Genomic DNA, 16,340 nt, shown 5'->3' with positions numbered 1-16,340 from the left:
CTTAATTAAAAATGCTGTGGAGATGTTGCGCTTCGACCTGTTGCAACACGTTATCAGGATTGGCATTATTCTGGATGCGCTCTAGCACCTCGATGTCACTGAGAAGTGCGGCAAGTTCGCAGGATGTAGCCTTACGCAACCACGCCTGCCGGTAGCGAACCTTTAACGCGCACAGCTTGATACGAATTTCACGGCCTTTTACCGGCGTCATCATGCACCTCCTGTTTCTCCGATTCAGGAAACTGACGGGAGGTGAATATCAAGGATTTGTTAGACGGTCTGCCAGGCCCCGTGGCCTCTATTTCAACTGCCAACCAGGTCTCCAGCATGTCCGATTCGATACTCCCCTTTTTTACCACCTCCTGCTGAAGACGTTGGAACGCCGGAATATTCACCGGCTGATAGCGCTGGAGATATCCAGCAACGATTTCTTCCCAGCGGCTAGAGACAGGAACCCCGCGCCGGTGTCGCGCAAGGACAATAGTGGCAGTGGCACAAAAAATAAATAAACTGAATACCAGGAGGAAACTCCACATCTCGGCATCAAAAATGATAAGGAAGCCAAAAGGGATAACGATAAGGACGGTGCCCATCAACGACAAGAGCCAGTTATCTGGCGCCCAACCATACGACCATGCTCGGGAAGCACGCCGTATCTTGCGTAACAGGCGTTGATTTTCATTTTTCGGAACGACTGAGAAACGAAACAGATTAAGAAATTTCATGCTGCAGCTCCTCGCCCCAGAACACGGACACGAAATGCATCGGGTGCCCTACGCCCGCCGATCGGTACCCGCACTTCTTGATTCATAAACGTAAGCATCAGCATGGCTCGTTTGGCGCCGTTAGGTTCAAACCAGACGGCTTCCAGTCCTTCAAATACACCACTAAGAACCTCTACTCTATCACCGTGCTCTGGAACGTTAGGAGCAGGCGAGAGACAGTCATGGGATTTCAACCGTTCAATCACTTCGTCAGGAACGACTGACGGCATGCCACCGAAACTGATTAATGACGACACGCCCCTGGTGCTTTTGATAGTGGTAGTGTGAATGACCTCCGGGTCAAAGCGGATAAAAATGTAGCCAGGAAAAAGCGCTTGGGGTGATACAGCCTTAGTCTGCGGTTTACCGAGTAGTAACATTGGGGTAATAACTTGTGCCGTATAGAGCGGCAGGAAACTGTTTACCCCCTGATTTTCCAGATGCTGCTGTGCGCGTTTTTCCTGTGCATACTGTGTCTGCGCCACGTACCAATGCTCCATGAATCACCCCGTTAGTTTATTGTGTCACCCAATTTCAGCTGGCTGGCCTGACGCAGCACGTCATCAGGATTGAGAATGGCGGCACGCGTCGCGTCGGTCGCCTGTGCGGCCCCTGCTGCGGAAGCCTGCTGCACCGTTGCTTGTGGTGTTTCTTTCTTCTCTTTCTCCACTTCAGCATCCTCAATAGTCTCCAGCCGGAAGCCTTGCTGGAATACTACGGTCACCCGATTGCCGGCGCCGATGTCGATGATTGGGTGATATTGCTCGGCCCGTTTGATCCAGTACTGACTGAGCGTATCAGCCGCCTTGCTTGCCCCACCGCCAATACCCTGTTTGAAAATGTCTCCTGCCCCGACAGAGGCTGTGGCACCCAGGCCAACTGACGGTGTAGCGGCAGATTTTATACCCTCACCGAAGCCAGAAAGTAGACCGGCTGCACCTGCATACCCAATAATCTTTCCGTTACGCATCACTGGCTTACCACGGATACCCTGTTTGCCCATGTAGGCCACATGCCCTTCAAACGCCATGTCTATGTGCTTGCCATTTTTCATGATACAGCTGATGTTTTTGGTCCGAACTTCCCCGCGTTCACTGGAAATATCCCCCCATATTTCGCCAGTGACGCGGCACTGGTCCATGTTGTAGGTTTTGCCGTTAGGCATGGAGACATCGCCGATGAGGGTGATAACCACCGGCGAGGTGTTCTGTTGACCGGTCACACTGGCGTTGGCGTCCGCTCCCTCAATCATCACAGCCTCAGAGAAGGAGCCTGACGGTATCCATGGCAGTTTGGTTTTCTTCGCCTGCAGCGAGGCGTAACTGAACGTCGAGCTTTTCAGCCCGCCCGTGCGCATCGTGCCGGTGCTTGGGTAAAATTGACTGCCCTGCCCGTTTGTTGGACCACGGTTTTGAGCGTTGATATTCCACTGCGCCGGACCCACAGGTCCAACTGGCACGACACCGTTTTGTGATGTGCCAGGTCCGGCCGGAGTAGTCGTTGTACCGTTTGCGTTTGCCGCCAACGGTTTATCAGACTGGCTCTGCAGTTTGTTGAGTAGGTCATCAATTTTGCCGAGCTTTTGGTTGAGTGTGTCGTTCTGCTGTTTCAAATCGGCCTTTAACTGACTTACGCTATTTTCAAGCCCGGCGGTCTTGTTTTGCTGCTGCGTTAGCACCGAGCTCGACAAAGTGTCCGTGAACGAACTGGTGATGAGGCCTGTCATGTCAGCGGTTTTTGGCTTTAGCGGCGCTTTCAAGTCAGCCTGGTGTCGGCTGTAACCCCAAATGCCACCCCCCAGCGCGAGCGCCACTGCGGCAGTAAGACCGGCGATCATCCACTGTTTGCGGCGGGTGGCCGTGTTAATGTTACTCATGCTCCCCCCTCTGCATCAGTGGAGAAGATAACCCACACGAACCCTTCACCGTTCGCGTAGAGGATGTGGGTGGAAAGCATTACCGCGCGCACCCCCTTCTGCCAGAACTGTTTATCAGACAGCGGACGCGTCACGTAACCGGTATTTTTCATGCGATAGCGCATCACCCGTAGGTGTGAACCGACCAGTTGACGTTCCGGTGTGAGCAGAACACCCGCCGCCGGACTATAGGTTGGCCCACGGCTAGCCGCCCCTTCGGTGTAATTCTCCGGCACGCCGCCGTTGACAACAGTGCGGGCAACGCTAACCAACGTTTTTTCCCACGGCTGGCTTTCTTCCCATGCTTTCGCGTCAGGGTTAGCCTTGACCGGGGCTGATGCAGGGATAAGGCGAAGCGTTTTGCCATCGCCCGGCTTTGGTGTTACGTCAATTGATGCACCGATACCGTTAGCCGTTTCCAAAAATAAGGTGAAGTTCTGGCCGGTAAGAGGCGTAATGAGCAGTGCACCATCATCCGTGTTCTGTTGGGTAAATGCCCCATCGGGGCCCGTTACGCGGGTAATGAGCTCTCCGTCGATGACAATTTTATTTGGGCTGGTATTGCTGAGCTGTGCCTTGAGATGCGCATCATTGTCAAAAACGGTACCGGCGGGGCCGCTGACGGCTGCTATTGCACCGGGGACCAGGAAGGCGCTGGCCACGAGCGCGGCGAAAAATCGTGCTTTCATGCTGTTATCCCTGATGCTGTTGATGGGAGGGTTGTAGTGGTTGCACTTCCGGGAAAGCAGTTAGACGGATAATGCCGTCCACGTATTTCACGCTAAGCCGGTAAGCTTTGGTCACATCCGGCATGGCTAACTTTAGGCTGCCGTTAGACGTACTTGCTGAGAGCGTGCCACTAACGATGGTGTCACCGGTTTTGGTATCAATGGTTTCATCATCAATGCGGTATACCGTAGAAACACCGTTCTTTTTGATGTAGTCGGCCTCAGCGGACAGCGTCTTTTTCAAGTCAGGCCGGTATTCCGGCGGTACCCAGCGCAGCAGTGCCGCATGCTGGTTGTCGACAGTTTCCGGCGTCACACTCAAACGCAGGTTCACTAAAGAGCGAACCAACATGCTATTGAGGCTCGCATCGCCCTGTGCTGCATCAGAAGTGAACGAACGGTCAAAAATCATGGGGGTAGTAATGGTTTTTTGCGTGCTGGCAAAATGCCATGCCAGAGAACCGGTGATGCAGTTGCCGGCAATACTCATCGCGAGCAGTGAGCTGAGCGCCACAATGGTTCTAACCGTCACGCGATTTCGGGTTTCTTTGACTTGATATCTCATAATTCCTTCCGTCAGGTGGGAAAAGGCGCCACTCGTAAGTGGCGCATACGCTACTGCATCCAGTGGCGATTACCTGAATCGGGCAAACGCCTGAACTGCACCCGGAAAAGCACCGTTGGCAGATACCAATAAAGAAGGTTCAGTAGCCACCATGAGCCCTGCCCTTTCTTGAGGTGTCGGATGAAAAGCCAGAGGGCGGCGCCCACGCACAGCATCACGATGAACAGGTCACAGAAAAAGCCTATGCCGCCGCACAAAAGAAGTACGAAGGCCTCTTCCGGTGGGAGTCCAAAAATACGTTTCTGCTGATTGAGGGTGTCCGGGAATCGATATTTAAGCGAGTCCCTGTCCATTGCGGTTACTGACCGCTGGCGAGGGTAAAGAAAGTGCGGGTAACAAGAATAATAATAATAAGACCGACAAATACCATCGGGTTACGAGTTTTAATATAACCAGTAACGGAAACGATGGTTTCCGCCACATACAAAGTCCATTCAAGAGTAGAACCATGCCCGAAGGTATCATTCGCATCTGTCTTCTGTGCAGCCAGTAAATCTGTTGCATGAGCGATGTGTGGAAAAAAAATTACCAACATGGCTAATGCAAAAGCAATTAAATTGTACTGAGCGGTGGGAGAATGTTGAAGTATTAATTTAAAGCGGGTAACTGAAAAAGAATTAAAGATAAATTTTATGCGGTCGATAAGGCCACCTGAAAATTTAATTTTTTCTTTTGCCAAAGCTACCGCGCCCTCTTCCGTAAGAACGGAATCGGTCAGGACTGCTTTCATTGTAAAAAACCCTCGATTTGAGATAAGGAAATGTCATCTTGCGTAAACAGACGTAACGCATGCGCATGTTACAATGACTCATAAAATTAAAACTGTGATGTATATCACGGTTTATGTTTTTTTTAGGAATTTCCTTAGTGCTGCACGGGAGTAGGCTCTCACTCTGATTTCTTATAGAATTTCATGAATCGAGTGTAAAAAAATGAAAATAAGAGAAAATATAGTTAAAAAACCCGGAAGACCACGAAAAAACACCTCTGGCGAAGTGAAATATCGCGTACTTTTGGCCCCGGAAAACCTTCTACTAGAACTACGCGTCGCAGCTCGAGTTCGCGGCGTAAGTATGAGTGATGAGATAATTGACCGACTTTTTCAGTCGATGAATTTAGAACCAAAGAATCCAATAATTAACAGTCAAGACGGCGAACGCCTTATCGCACTATCAAGGTTATTTGATGAATTTATTCAAGCACAGCTGGATAGTATTCGAGAAAAACATGTTAATGAAAATCAGTGCGCTGAAAAGGATCGTCAATTTATTCCTGGGAAAATGAAAAGATTTAGCAGCACTTTCCCAGTAGACCTAAAGAAGGATATAGAAATCAGTGCGCGTTTTAATCAGCGAAGCATAAATCAGGAAATTATTCAGCGGCTTCTAGGGTCGCTAAATTATTTAACAGAACAGCAACACCCTGAAAATGAAGAAATAAAAAGATTACGTTCTCTGGCTATGTTGTTTGATGAGTTCGTTACATCAAAAGTGATTGATGCGGAAAATCCGCTAACCCGCAGTGATAAAGAAAAGAATGAGAGCGGTAACACTCTGTAACTTTATACCCGGGCCTTTGTGCCCGGTTTATCTCTGTGTCACATTTCAAAGCGCCATGAGTAAAAGGCGCCATGTCTATTATTCATTTTTATCCTTTGTGCTAACAAAGTGGCGTGATTCGGATTCATCTTCAGCAGTTTCTATTGCGGTGAGATAACCACTAAGTACTTCATCAATTTTATCAGAAGCTTTTTCACCTAAGGAGTTTAGATACATTTCAGTTACCATTGATAACAGGAAAATGATACCCTCTCTGCTGCCACCTACTTTCCGGATAACCTCCCTATTCCATTCTTTCTGGCTGAAAGTCTCTTCGGAATTCTTGGCCTTATGCATGATAAGTCCAAGCCGTAGGAGTTCATTACATGTTGATGAGAAGCTTACATCTTTGGGTTCTGCGCCCTTTTGAATTTCAAGTTGTACAATATCCCTGATTTCACTTTCAATTTTATCTTTTAAATATATCCCAAGCCTTCCCATTTTTCATACCTCTATACCGATAATAAATATCAAATTTATTTTATTTATCATATCGTGCTATGGTGATTAAGTTTCGCATTCGACCGATGTTTGCAGGTGTGGTGCGGTTTTATGTGATACTACACTGCTTATACAGGTAGTACAATCCAACACTAACGTATCATACAGTGTCACACTGTATGATATACAGATATCTGATTTTTAAGAGTATCTACATTTGTACTACACTGTGTCATACAAACCTACACCAACAGGTATTACAATTGTGGTACATTATGTAGTCGGATCCGACACTGTCATATCATACAAAAGTACTACCTTTTTTCGTCAAAAGAATATTCTTCATAAATTAATTATATTAACCACATGATTTAAAACGCAAAATCAGCAAGATTAAATCTTGCGTGGGGTGTGATGTCATTTTCATTTCAGGAGCGGCTTGCTTAAATAACTCTTCATATTTGATTTTATTAATTCAGTACCTGTCCCCGCAGAGTTATCTAGAGCGCCTTGTGCGCGTCTGTAACTAATTTTCTTGCAACGGGTGAAGTGAAAGTGTATTTTCGCGAGAAGTCACCTTGTGTCGATTCTGGCGCAATACTGGAGAGTATAAACAATGAAATGGTTTGTCCTGGTCACCCTTGCTGCTGTTTTTTCCGCACAGGCCAGTCCTGATATGTGTTTTACCCGAGCGGGGCACGACTACGGTATTGATCCACTGCTGCTTACCGCAATTTCAATAAAAGAATCAAGACTGCGAATGAATGCGATTAACGGTAGCAACCGAAATCTGACAGAAGATGTCTGCGGTATGCAGGTAAACAGTTCACATTATCCGGCGTTGAGAAAATTTGATATTACACGTGAGCGGTTGCTAAAAGAGCCCTGTACCTGCATTTATACCGGCGCATGGGTGCTTGCTCACATCTTTCGCTCATACGGTAAGAACTGGGACAGCGTAGGTATGTATAATACTGGACCATCAACGCGGCTCATTGTGCAGCGTCGAGCTTACGCAACAGATATAAAAAATATCTATCGTGTCCTACTGGCTCGCCAAATGATTTACGCAAAAACAGTGGATATTGATAGCAAAAATAAAGCTGAAAATACAGTTGTAAAAACTGCAATGATTTCTGATAAAAAATAAACATGAGCTTTTCATTGATTAATTTAAAGACATTTTTAAATATGAATCAGAAATAGAACCTAAGGTGAGTTACAACCGGAGAAAAACTACAATTTTTTTAATTTTAATGATTTTCACATTAGCAGATTTTATAATACACGCCATGATGCGCTGGCGTGTATTATGTGCTATTTTTTAATTACATTACACCCGCGCCGGCAACATTCCGGAATAATGTTTTGCAACAATATCATTCAACCTATCTACCAACTCCAGGCGCTTAAAAATAATATGCGCACTGCCTTTTTTATACCATTTAACACTAAAGTATTCCCCTTCAAATATTTCGGAGGCATCACCTTTTTTATTGTAAAATTCGCTAAACTGCGCGCCCTCAGAAATTCGATAATCAGGGACATTTTTATTATCCAACATGTAAAATGGACGTGCTAGGTCATCAAGCTTTTGTTGTCCTGACTGCGTCAGTGATACATATCCAGCCCCCCATTTTTCAAGAAAAAATTCAATGATAATTTTCTTACCGATACGACAAGGGTTATTTGTTTTGTAGTCCCATGACAGCGAACGGAACATGTCTATCACACCTGTTTCGAAGGTTTCACCCTTACGGGCATTCAATTCTCTGAACGTCGCCAGTACGTTATCAAGAGTTATTTCTGGCGTATCTTTCCCATGTAATTGGCGGTCCCACTCATCACGCAAACGACTGCTCATAAAGGTGTACATACCGGTTTGAGTCATAAGGCGATCCCAGATTTTTGTGTCTACGAGCCGACGGATAGCAGTCGCATTCTCGTCTGTATTTCCTTCATGTAACAGCGCATCAGATACGCACTTCTCGACGCCATACAGGTGATCTGCCCCTGCGGCCGTTTTCAACTGCAGACGAGCTTCCTGAAACAGTCGAAGTGCTTGCTCATATTTCATCAACCCTTCGGCACGCTGTGCAAGTATCCGATCAATTGCAATCGACGGGATCACGTCGGTAGCCCCATTGAAGGGTACCTGCTGGGTATTTTCAACCCATCTTTCGGAAGATTCAGTAGCGGCGGTTTTGACGTTTTGTGTGTGCATTCTGCTTGTATCCTCTAGGTTAAATGTCATCTCTCGGTGAGTTCTTTCGCGGCAAGGGCGTAGTAGCGACGTCGGACGGGGGCGCGCAAGGGCGCCGTAGGCGAGCAACGCGATCCCTTGCACGAACCTGGCCGGTGGTGCTACACCCAGCCCTCCAGCGTAAGGGCTGGCCGCGAGATGAATAACCGGAAACCAACAGAATGCACACACCCGGCGTGGCGTCCTTAGCGGCCGGCTTGCCGGCCAGTGAACGCGCTGGCCATCGGCCAGCTGCAGCCGTTGACCTGGACGTTGCCATCAGACACTAGCCGAAAGGCCCGAAACCGCCCTGCGGGTTCGGCGGAGCCTGGCGGATGCGTCAAGCAGCTGCCTGGCGGAGTGTGGCTGACGACCGGCCGAAGGGCGGGAGCCGAAGGGGGCCATGCTGTGGCCGTTAGTGATTTTGAAGAAACAGACCAAATGGACATCGAGGATGATGACCACAGCCAGGGGTACACGCAGCAACTGCACGACGAAGAAAAAGTTAAATAGAGAGAGGTAGATAACGTAAATTTAGCAAGAGACAATCCCCCGGAACAGAATGGAGAAAAGGGGCGGCGCAGCCGCCCCATCTCTCTGAAATTGGCAGGCGGAAAGCCTGCGGGCAGGTTTTTGGCACAAAGGGCAAGGTTTCCCCTGCCCTCTGGTTCATGCAACCAACCTCGATATGGCCGCTTTCATCGCCTCAAACTTTTGCCTTAAATCAATACGCGCTTGCCACTCGTTTATGTAATAGACCGGCGTATATCGCACCCGGTTAAATTGCATGGTTAGGGTGTTTCCCGTGACCACTTCCGCAGGTATCCCTAGCAAACCAAGCTGAATAAAGGCCATATCAGCGGCAACCGGATCGATATCGATGCAGTGCACCAAAAGCTGTTCTGAGGGATTCAGACCTGCCTCTAACAGGCATTCAGCATAGGCGATCACCATCCCCGCCGCGCCGCAACAAGGCTCACTGAGCGTTACCCATCCCTGGGTTTTGATGGTTTCAGTAACATCATGCATCAACATTTTTGCCATCATGGATTGCAACTCATAGGGCGTAAAATATTGCCCCATATCACCGGATCCCAGTTCTAGCTCCATAAACACCGAACCCAGAAAATCCTGAAATTTCCCTTCTAGCGCGGCGACTAGCAGACAAAACAGCGTTTTCAGATTATCCAGGTCGTCGGCTTCGTAGCGATCGCAGATTTTCCGGCTGCGTTCGATATTTTCCGGCGTTCTGATCGTGGCCATATCCAGCTCACTGGCTGCCAGCGTAATAAAATCACAGAACACATCCCAGCGCCGAAGATGTCTGCCGGTATGACTGAACACGCGGATAAACTGCTTGCGCGCCTCTTCCGATGTGATCATTGCGCGTGGTAATTTGACCTCTGCCGGCACGTTAGCAGCGACTGAAATTGACACATCCGGCTCACAGTCAACAGCACCAAAAAGGTCGCCAAAACTCAGTTGTGACATGTAATTACCCCTCTAATGCCGCCCCGCTAGGGGCGGCGTGTTGTCACTGAATACCGAGTTCGGCGCGGACTGTGGTCATAAACTGCTGCCAGTACTCAAAGCGCAGTGATGGCATATGTGCTCGCTTTCCATTGCGATAAGCGTTTACAAACGCTTTCGCCTGTGCGACGATTTGCGGGTCGAAATTCATGGTTTACTCTCCGTTAAATTTTGATAGCCGGTCAGACTTTTGCGGGTGCAGACCGGTGCGAGAATGCAGGGGAAACCCTGCTTTTTTTATTTCTGTTGCTTATCTTTTTGGTTCATCACCTCCTTAACGCATTGCACGATCTCGCTGTGGTTCAGGTTGCTGTAATTCCTCATACGGAAATAACGCGCCCCTATACGGACATAAATCTCTGTCACATTGCCGCAGTACATTTCCCGGATCATGAAGGTTTCCGTATCCTGGGCGGTATCACTTCGCCAGTTGAGCGGGTACATCAACCCCGCCGCGTCGTGAAACAGATTCACGTCAATTTCTACGGGTGCGGATATGGATGCTTTTTCATATCTCTGCCAGTAAACGCGCTCGGTTTCAGCGGTTGCATCCATGCCCAACAAAGCATCGGATGCGGTCAGGTATAACGTTGCGTCCTCCCCCCATCTTTCGGAAGATTCAGGAGCGGCGGTTTTGATGTTGACGTTTTGTGTGTGCATTCTGCTTGTATCCTCTAGGTTAAATGTCATCTCTCGGTGAGTTCTTTCGCGGCAAGGGCGTAGTAGCGACGTCGGACGGGGGCGCGCAAGGGCGCCGTAGGCGAGCGACGCGATCCCTTGCACGAACCTGGCCGGTGGTGCTACACCCAGCCCTCCAGCGTAAGGGCTGGCCGCGAGATGAATAACCGGAAACCAACAGAATGCACACACCCGACGCGACGGAACGGCGTGGCGTCCTTAGCGGCCGGTTTGCCGGCCAGTGAACGCGCTGGCCATTGGCCAGCTGCAGGCGTTGACCTGGACGTTGCCATCAGACACTAGCCGAAAGGCCCGAAACCGCCCTGCGGGTTCGGCGGAGCCTGGCGGATGCGTCAAGCAGCTGCCTGGCGGAGTGTGGCTGACGACCGGCCGAAGGGCGGGAGCCGAAGGGGGCCATGCCGTGGCCATTAGTGATTTTGAAGAAACAGACCAAATGGACATCGAGGATGATGATCACTACCAGGTGTACACATAGCAGCAGCACAACGATGAAATGGCAAAAACCGGAGAGGAAGAGAACGTCAGGTAAGCAAGGGACAATCCCCCGGAACAGAACGGCGAAAAGGGGCGGCGCAGCCGCCCCCTCTCTCTGAAATTGGCAGGCTCAACGCCTGCGGGGCTTGCTTACTGCCCACGCAGACACCTTGTCGCTGACTTAAATGTCATCCTCAATAAAAGCCGCGACGGGGACACCAAAGCGTTTTGATAATGCTTTCATGTGTTCCAAGGTTAATGACCGTTCGCCTTTTAATATCATGTTAACCAGTGAACGACCGCCAATTTCGTTTTCAAAACTGGCTTGATTAAGCCCATATTGGTCCATAAGTGTGCGCAGAATCGCCAGTTCTTTCGGGATGGCGGCAATGCGCGCATTAAATGCTACGTATTCCGGCGCGGTATTTTCATAATCCGCAATTTTTTTCGCCAATAGGTCAATGAGTGGGTTTTCATCATCGGTATCGATCAGGCGTTCTACCAGTTCTAAAGCCTGCTCGTAATCATCACGATTGCCACTGCCCCCGAGTAATGGGACGGCATTAACCAATGTCGCAGCGGCGCTAAGTGCAGCGTCATAGTGAGTTGATGTGATCATTCTGGTGTTCTCCGATAATAATCAGTCAGCCTGTCGTACTCTTTGTGGGTCACGATGTGCTTAATGAAAATATTTTGTGTCTCAAACTTGATATAGGCAATTAATCGTAGATTGTGGCCCCCGACATCGATCACCCACCATTTCTGCCTGTACTTGAATCTGTCCAGACTGCCAAACTGTGCTTTAAGATGCTCTGGGGTGATAAATTGCTGTGAATTTAGCACCCTATATGTCGCATCCAATGCTAGAGCATCGTTTGGGTAACGTCGTGCGGCTTCATCAAATGGTTTTTTTGAAATGACCCGCATGTTCCCCCCTTTCTTTTCGGTGTGGTTGTATTATACAGGCATTTCCTAACGTTCACAATATGTGAACGCGACTTATGTTCACATATTGTGCGACGAAACCATCATATTACTGTCTAGAATCGTCCTACGCAGGCGTGTCATCGGCCCCCTGAAGTGGTACTTCGCTTGGCCATCATTATCATGAAACGTGCACCGTCCTACCCCGGTTATCCCGCAGTTTGTTCGGGATCAGCCAATCATTAAAAGACCGCTCAGCGTCTGTCAGCTCGTCACGGATAAACTGAATTTCGTATAAAATCCGCCAGAGTGCATTCCCCTGGAGATCATCCAGCGAGCGCTCAACCAGGCATGGGAACCGCTCACACCACGCCATTACGCTTTCGCTTAAATCCTCAATATAAATATCCTGTCGCTGCCAGTATGCGTACCATGAGCCGATCGTCGTGGGCGTGACAAATGCCAGCTCGATTTCGGCTTGAGCCAATCGATTTTGGTATCGCCGGTGTTTTTGTTGTTCTTCCCTGGTGCGACGGCGAGATTGCCGCTCAATGTCTAGATCACCCTTGCGGTGACGCCGGTTGCGGCAAAATAGGCCATATGATGGAAACAGCAGTTCGCCGGTGTCGTATGGAAGGGGTAACGGGCAATGCTGCCCGTTACTTTCGATCAGTTCGTCTAAAGCCGCAATGTAGCAGTTGATGGAGGGCTTATGCCTCTCACGGGGATCATAATTACTGGCAATTAGCCTGATATCATTGGCCTTAACTTGCGAGCGCCCCTCATTAAGCACTCGGAAAAAGGCTTTTGCGAAAGGGAACTGAGCCACACTTTTTCCTTGCTCTTTTTTTTGCTCGACCAGTACCATGGCATGTATCGCCGCCTGCTGGTACAGATTGACGGGCACGACTGCGAGGTGATTCGGGATCATAACGCGCCCTCCTTGCTGATCGCGGTTATCAGTTCTGCCGCCGTAATTCCAATACGGTTAAATGAAGCCAACTCAGTCAATACCGGATTTATGCGTTCCGGTTCAAAACGTTCAAATTGGCGGACTATTCGTATCCGACGACACCCACCGGCCAGCAGAATGACAGTCCAGGTTGGGGAAATTTCACCAGGGCTGCATACACACACCACAAACTCCGCTTCATCGTTCTCACTGTCAGGATTAAACCGGCATTGAACAGGAAACAGGCCACCAAATTCGCCCCTATATTCGGCGTTTACGTTCCAGCCAGCGGGAATAGTCAGGTGGCCTAAAACAGCATTGCTCAGCGCGTGCCGAAAATCTTCGCCGCCCTCACGAACGCGTTCAAACTCGCAGGGTGACATCGACATCAGGTGATCAAGTGTAAAGTTCATAATTGAAGTCTCCGATGAGCCGCCCCACTGGGCGGCTCCCTATGGGTTATGCGGCGTCAGCCGAAGATGGATAGTCAGTGGTATTCTCGACTGCCTCGATGCCGGGCTGTGGTTCGATGCGGGTCATGCACACAGGGATCCAACCAGACCCCTCAAGCACCGACTCGGCAAATTCGGCGGCATCTTTGCGTTTCATCTTTTCTGCATCTCGGGCTTTGCCGGACTGGCCTGCGCTTTCAAGTTCGCCAACGAGCTGGTCTTTGCTGATGCGGCTGAAATAATTGGCAGCGGTCGGATGCCACCACTCATGGATATCAAAATTTAACGCGGCCTCTACCGGCTCAAGGCTGTCGGCTACCCGTTGATTGACCAACTGACAGGAAACGCCATCAAGCCCCAGCGAGACGCAGTACGCCAGCAACCCCATGACGTCATGTTGCTGCCAGCGCAATAACCAACTGAAATCGTGTTCCCAATCAGCCGGAAACCGGCTCAACCAAGATTCGTGCAGTTCGGTGAGTTTTTGGTTTGCGAGTCCATTTTCAGCATCAGCGGCTTCTGCCTGTTTTAAGCAAATGGACTGCTGAATCTCCACACTGGAATGCATAGCATTCGAATGATAACCCATCGCGAATACCTTCCGGGCCAGCGTGAAGGTGTGCAGCGCCAATGCCACCGTGGTGTTTTGCGCCAGTGCAGCCGTTACCGCCAGTGTGCGCTCGGCTGACAAACTGGTTATCAACACAGCGGAAAACCCTTTTACGGTAGGCGGTGTATTCTCCCCAGCCGCTTCGCGCAGCTCTTTTTCGATCTTCTTGGCGTCCTCAACTTTCATGACCCCGCGATGAAACAGTATTTTTCCGCTGTCAAGGTAGGCAACCACACCACGCTGGCGACGTAATTCGTCAGTCCAACCCCGATCTGTGGCTCCTTGCCTGATACTGTCGATCTCTTCTTCAAGGTTGTCGATTTCAGCCTGAAACGCATCAATCCCTGAATCGTTCTCGTCGTCTGTTTCATCTATTTTTGATTCGATTTCATCAATGCGCTGCCGTTTTGTGGTGATCTGCACCTGCTCGATTTGCGTCAGCATTGTCGGCGCTGAGTCAAGACGATAAGCTTTTTCATCCTCCCCATAATAATCGCGTATCGGCTGGATCCGGCCTAGTGACCATGCCCAGCCTTCCGCTTGTGCTACAGCGGCGGCAGCTTCATTCAATTTGCTTATCGCCACCTGTTCCAGTTTCATTGGCTCCGTCATGATGACGGTTTCTGCCAGCAGATCTTGGCGTGTTTCACCGCCCGCTGCCTCATATGCCTCGACACCAACGAACTCGGCCAGTGAATTGCCCGTTGAAGACACTTCATCGGTCAGCACACGTTCGCGCAGGTTTTTGGGGGTCGCGCCGTTATTATAATATGTGGCGTTTTTCCAGACTGACACTTGCCGTTCGTGGTCGTCGGTCGCCGACAGCGCCGCCAACTGGTCGAGGGAGATCTCATCTTGTGCAAGCGCCGCCAACAGGGCCGGAGCCATGGTGTTCAGTTTCAAGTATTTTTTAATGTAGGCCGTGCTAAAACCCAACAGATCACCGATTTGCTCTGGGGTGCGACCTTCCACTGACATGTCATGAAACGCCGCCAACCGATCAGCCGGGTGCATCTGCTCCCGCTGCCCGTTTTCGGTATAGGAGATCAGGCGCGCCATGTCTTTACTGACGACAAGCACGTCAACGGGGTAATCCGCATCAACAACACCTCGGGGCGTCGTCCTTTCAGCCTCTTTTTTCAGGGATAACAAGTACCGCAGCGCGAGAGTACGTCGCCCTCCCGCCGCCACACCCAACTGACCATTCCCCATGTCGAAAACAATCAGATTTTGCAGCAGTCCAACTGCTTTTATGCTGGCAGCCAGTTCGCGGATCGACTCTGGAGAAGATTCTTTTTTGCGCGCATTGAGGTCGGTTAGCACCAGTTGGCTGAGTTTGACTGTTTTGCGTACTGCCGTTTCAAGCGCGGCCTCGATATGCTGTGCTACTTTCCCTTTTTTCGGGGTTGATTTAGCCTCAACCGGTGCTTTAGTATCGATGTTCGACATAGTGATCTCCTTGATTATTTCATGTTGAGCCGGTTAGATTGGCGTCTACCACCGGCGGTATAAGGCAGGGGGAAACCCCTGCTTTTTTACTGCTAAAAATGCATTACCCAATGCGTAAGCGTCATTTCATCGCTGGCGGCGACAGGCCAGCCATCGACCAGCCAAACGGCTATCGAATCAACCGCGCCCATGTCAACAACACACTTCTCGGCATCAGCAGGCACGGCAGGTAGCTCAATGGTGCCGGTGCTCTTTCCGCAAACCGCAGTCACAAAACAGAACAGGTCAACGATCTGCGAGTGGGTCAGCCCACTGGGGTTTTGTGCTGATGCTTCTGTAGGCTTCGTTGTCGCGCCTTTGACGTTTTGTGGTGCCATATTGAAGTCCTCCGTGGGTTGATATCTGATGCCTCTGTGAGTATTCGCCGTCGCAGAAAGACTGATGCAGCACGGCGAGGAGCGCAGGCAAGGGGCGGAGACAAAAAGTTTTCTGACAAAGGAGGAAAAGTTTTTGGCGCAGTTCATTTACCCCTTGCCTGTTAAGCGAGGCGTTGTGCTGATATCAGCTGCGACGGGAATGCACACAGAGGCGAAAGCAACTGGAGAGGCTGAATAGGGCACCACTCGCCACGGCGGGCGCGACAGCGGACGGCGAGGCGTCCTTAGCGGCTGGGCATAGCCTGGCCAGTGAGCGCGCCGGCACAGCCGGCTGCAGGTGTTGACCTGGTTGTTAGCTATCGGACCGTAGCCGCCAGGCCGGAAACCCGCAAAGCGGGCTTCCGCGAAGCTAACCGGGCGCTGGCGCCCGGTTAGCGGAGTTGGGCAGACGATTGAGCGGCGCAGCCGGTCATGAGCCGAAGGTGGCCAGCATTAAAGGATTTTAAAAGTAATAACATCAATGTCGTCAATCGCACATACACCAGGTTCGTTACTTTATG

21 protein-coding genes are annotated in these 16,340 nt (G+C 50.0%); 2 read left to right on the top strand and 19 right to left on the bottom strand.

Going from position 1 to position 16,340, the window contains the following annotated elements:
* Position 1 precedes the first annotated feature (1 nt).
* Genes SJI19_RS19485 through SJI19_RS19450 form a run of 8 tightly spaced genes read right to left on the bottom strand, consistent with a single transcriptional unit; the run spans position 2 to position 4,762 of the window.
* Positions 2–214, bottom strand: a complete 213-nt coding sequence (locus tag SJI19_RS19485; protein ID WP_323479925.1) for a hypothetical protein — start codon at positions 212–214, stop codon at positions 2–4.
* Positions 189–725: a hypothetical protein gene (locus SJI19_RS19480; RefSeq protein WP_323479924.1), complete on the bottom strand. Its 537-nt coding sequence runs from the start codon at positions 723–725 to the stop codon at positions 189–191. The genes SJI19_RS19485 and SJI19_RS19480 overlap by 26 nt, the downstream gene beginning before the upstream one ends.
* A complete protein-coding gene (gene rfaH, locus SJI19_RS19475; protein ID WP_323479923.1) occupies positions 722–1,264 on the bottom strand; it encodes a transcription/translation regulatory transformer protein RfaH in 543 nt (180 codons plus the stop codon). The genes SJI19_RS19480 and rfaH overlap by 4 nt, the downstream gene beginning before the upstream one ends.
* 11 nt (positions 1,265–1,275) lie before the next feature.
* Complete coding sequence (gene traB / locus SJI19_RS19470; protein WP_323479922.1) at positions 1,276–2,640, bottom strand: F-type conjugal transfer pilus assembly protein TraB; 1,365 nt, start codon at positions 2,638–2,640, stop codon at positions 1,276–1,278.
* Positions 2,637–3,368, bottom strand: a complete 732-nt coding sequence (gene traK / locus SJI19_RS19465; protein WP_323479921.1) for an F-type conjugal transfer protein TraK — start codon at positions 3,366–3,368, stop codon at positions 2,637–2,639. Before traK ends, traB begins: the two co-directional genes overlap by 4 nt.
* A 4-nt stretch (positions 3,369–3,372) precedes the next feature.
* Entirely contained in the window at positions 3,373–3,972 is a 600-nt protein-coding gene (locus SJI19_RS19460; RefSeq protein ID WP_323479920.1) for a TraE/TraK family type IV conjugative transfer system protein, read from the bottom strand.
* 50 nt (positions 3,973–4,022) lie between these two features.
* Positions 4,023–4,325 carry a type IV conjugative transfer system protein TraL gene (traL, locus tag SJI19_RS19455; protein WP_323479919.1) on the bottom strand — a complete coding sequence of 101 codons (303 nt, stop codon included), beginning with the start codon at positions 4,323–4,325 and terminating at the stop codon, positions 4,023–4,025.
* A gap of 5 nt (positions 4,326–4,330) precedes the next feature.
* Entirely contained in the window at positions 4,331–4,762 is a 432-nt protein-coding gene (locus tag SJI19_RS19450; protein ID WP_323479918.1) for a type IV conjugative transfer system pilin TraA, read from the bottom strand.
* Positions 4,763–4,964: 202 nt separating this feature from the next.
* On the opposite strand from SJI19_RS19450, the gene SJI19_RS19445 reads away from it, so the two are divergent.
* Positions 4,965–5,591: an Arc family DNA-binding protein gene (locus tag SJI19_RS19445; RefSeq protein WP_323479917.1), complete on the top strand. Its 627-nt coding sequence runs from the start codon at positions 4,965–4,967 to the stop codon at positions 5,589–5,591.
* A 78-nt stretch (positions 5,592–5,669) separates the two neighbouring features.
* On the opposite strand, the gene SJI19_RS19440 is transcribed toward SJI19_RS19445, so the two are convergent.
* Positions 5,670–6,071, bottom strand: coding sequence for a relaxosome protein TraM (locus tag SJI19_RS19440; protein WP_323479916.1), 402 nt, complete (start codon positions 6,069–6,071; stop codon positions 5,670–5,672).
* A gap of 616 nt (positions 6,072–6,687) precedes the next feature.
* Between SJI19_RS19440 and SJI19_RS19435 the strand changes: the two genes are divergently transcribed.
* Positions 6,688–7,221, top strand: coding sequence for a lytic transglycosylase domain-containing protein (locus tag SJI19_RS19435; protein ID WP_323479915.1), 534 nt, complete (start codon positions 6,688–6,690; stop codon positions 7,219–7,221).
* Between the two features lie 183 nt (positions 7,222–7,404).
* Here SJI19_RS19435 and SJI19_RS19430 read toward each other — a convergent pair whose 3' ends face one another.
* The 10 genes from SJI19_RS19430 to SJI19_RS19385 all read right to left on the bottom strand — a co-directional run bounded on the left by SJI19_RS19430 (position 7,405) and on the right by SJI19_RS19385 (position 15,780).
* The gene (locus SJI19_RS19430) at positions 7,405–8,295 is read right to left on the bottom strand and encodes a DUF4942 domain-containing protein (protein ID WP_323479914.1); all 891 of its coding nucleotides are present in this window, start codon (positions 8,293–8,295) and stop codon (positions 7,405–7,407) included.
* A gap of 687 nt (positions 8,296–8,982) precedes the next feature.
* On the bottom strand, positions 8,983–9,804 hold the full coding sequence (locus tag SJI19_RS19425) for an N-6 DNA methylase (protein ID WP_323479913.1): 822 nt from the start codon (positions 9,802–9,804) through the stop codon (positions 8,983–8,985).
* A gap of 43 nt (positions 9,805–9,847) precedes the next feature.
* Positions 9,848–9,994 carry a succinate dehydrogenase flavoprotein subunit gene (locus SJI19_RS19420; protein WP_323479912.1) on the bottom strand — a complete coding sequence of 49 codons (147 nt, stop codon included), beginning with the start codon at positions 9,992–9,994 and terminating at the stop codon, positions 9,848–9,850.
* A gap of 86 nt (positions 9,995–10,080) precedes the next feature.
* Positions 10,081–10,398 (bottom strand): hypothetical protein, encoded by a 318-nt coding sequence (locus SJI19_RS19415; RefSeq protein ID WP_323479952.1) that lies wholly within the window; start codon positions 10,396–10,398, stop codon positions 10,081–10,083.
* Positions 10,399–11,197: 799 nt separating this feature from the next.
* Positions 11,198–11,635, bottom strand: coding sequence for a helix-turn-helix domain-containing protein (locus SJI19_RS19410; protein WP_323479911.1), 438 nt, complete (start codon positions 11,633–11,635; stop codon positions 11,198–11,200).
* Positions 11,632–11,943: a type II toxin-antitoxin system HigB family toxin gene (locus SJI19_RS19405; protein WP_323479910.1), complete on the bottom strand. Its 312-nt coding sequence runs from the start codon at positions 11,941–11,943 to the stop codon at positions 11,632–11,634. The genes SJI19_RS19410 and SJI19_RS19405 overlap by 4 nt, the downstream gene beginning before the upstream one ends.
* A 178-nt stretch (positions 11,944–12,121) precedes the next feature.
* Positions 12,122–12,871, bottom strand: coding sequence for a plasmid SOS inhibition protein A (locus tag SJI19_RS19400; RefSeq protein WP_323479909.1), 750 nt, complete (start codon positions 12,869–12,871; stop codon positions 12,122–12,124).
* A complete protein-coding gene (psiB, locus tag SJI19_RS19395) occupies positions 12,868–13,305 on the bottom strand; it encodes a conjugation system SOS inhibitor PsiB (RefSeq protein ID WP_323479908.1) in 438 nt (145 codons plus the stop codon). The genes SJI19_RS19400 and psiB overlap by 4 nt, the downstream gene beginning before the upstream one ends.
* A 46-nt stretch (positions 13,306–13,351) precedes the next feature.
* On the bottom strand, positions 13,352–15,403 hold the full coding sequence (locus SJI19_RS19390; protein ID WP_323479907.1) for a ParB/RepB/Spo0J family partition protein: 2,052 nt from the start codon (positions 15,401–15,403) through the stop codon (positions 13,352–13,354).
* Between the two features lie 92 nt (positions 15,404–15,495).
* Positions 15,496–15,780 (bottom strand): ribulokinase, encoded by a 285-nt coding sequence (locus SJI19_RS19385; protein WP_323479906.1) that lies wholly within the window; start codon positions 15,778–15,780, stop codon positions 15,496–15,498.
* Between the last annotated feature and the right edge of the window lie 560 nt (positions 15,781–16,340).

It is taken from the genome of Acerihabitans sp. TG2, assembly GCF_035013185.1.
Lineage (GTDB): Bacteria > Pseudomonadota > Gammaproteobacteria > Enterobacterales > Enterobacteriaceae > Acerihabitans.
This window is presented reverse-complemented; position numbering and strand designations above follow the sequence as displayed.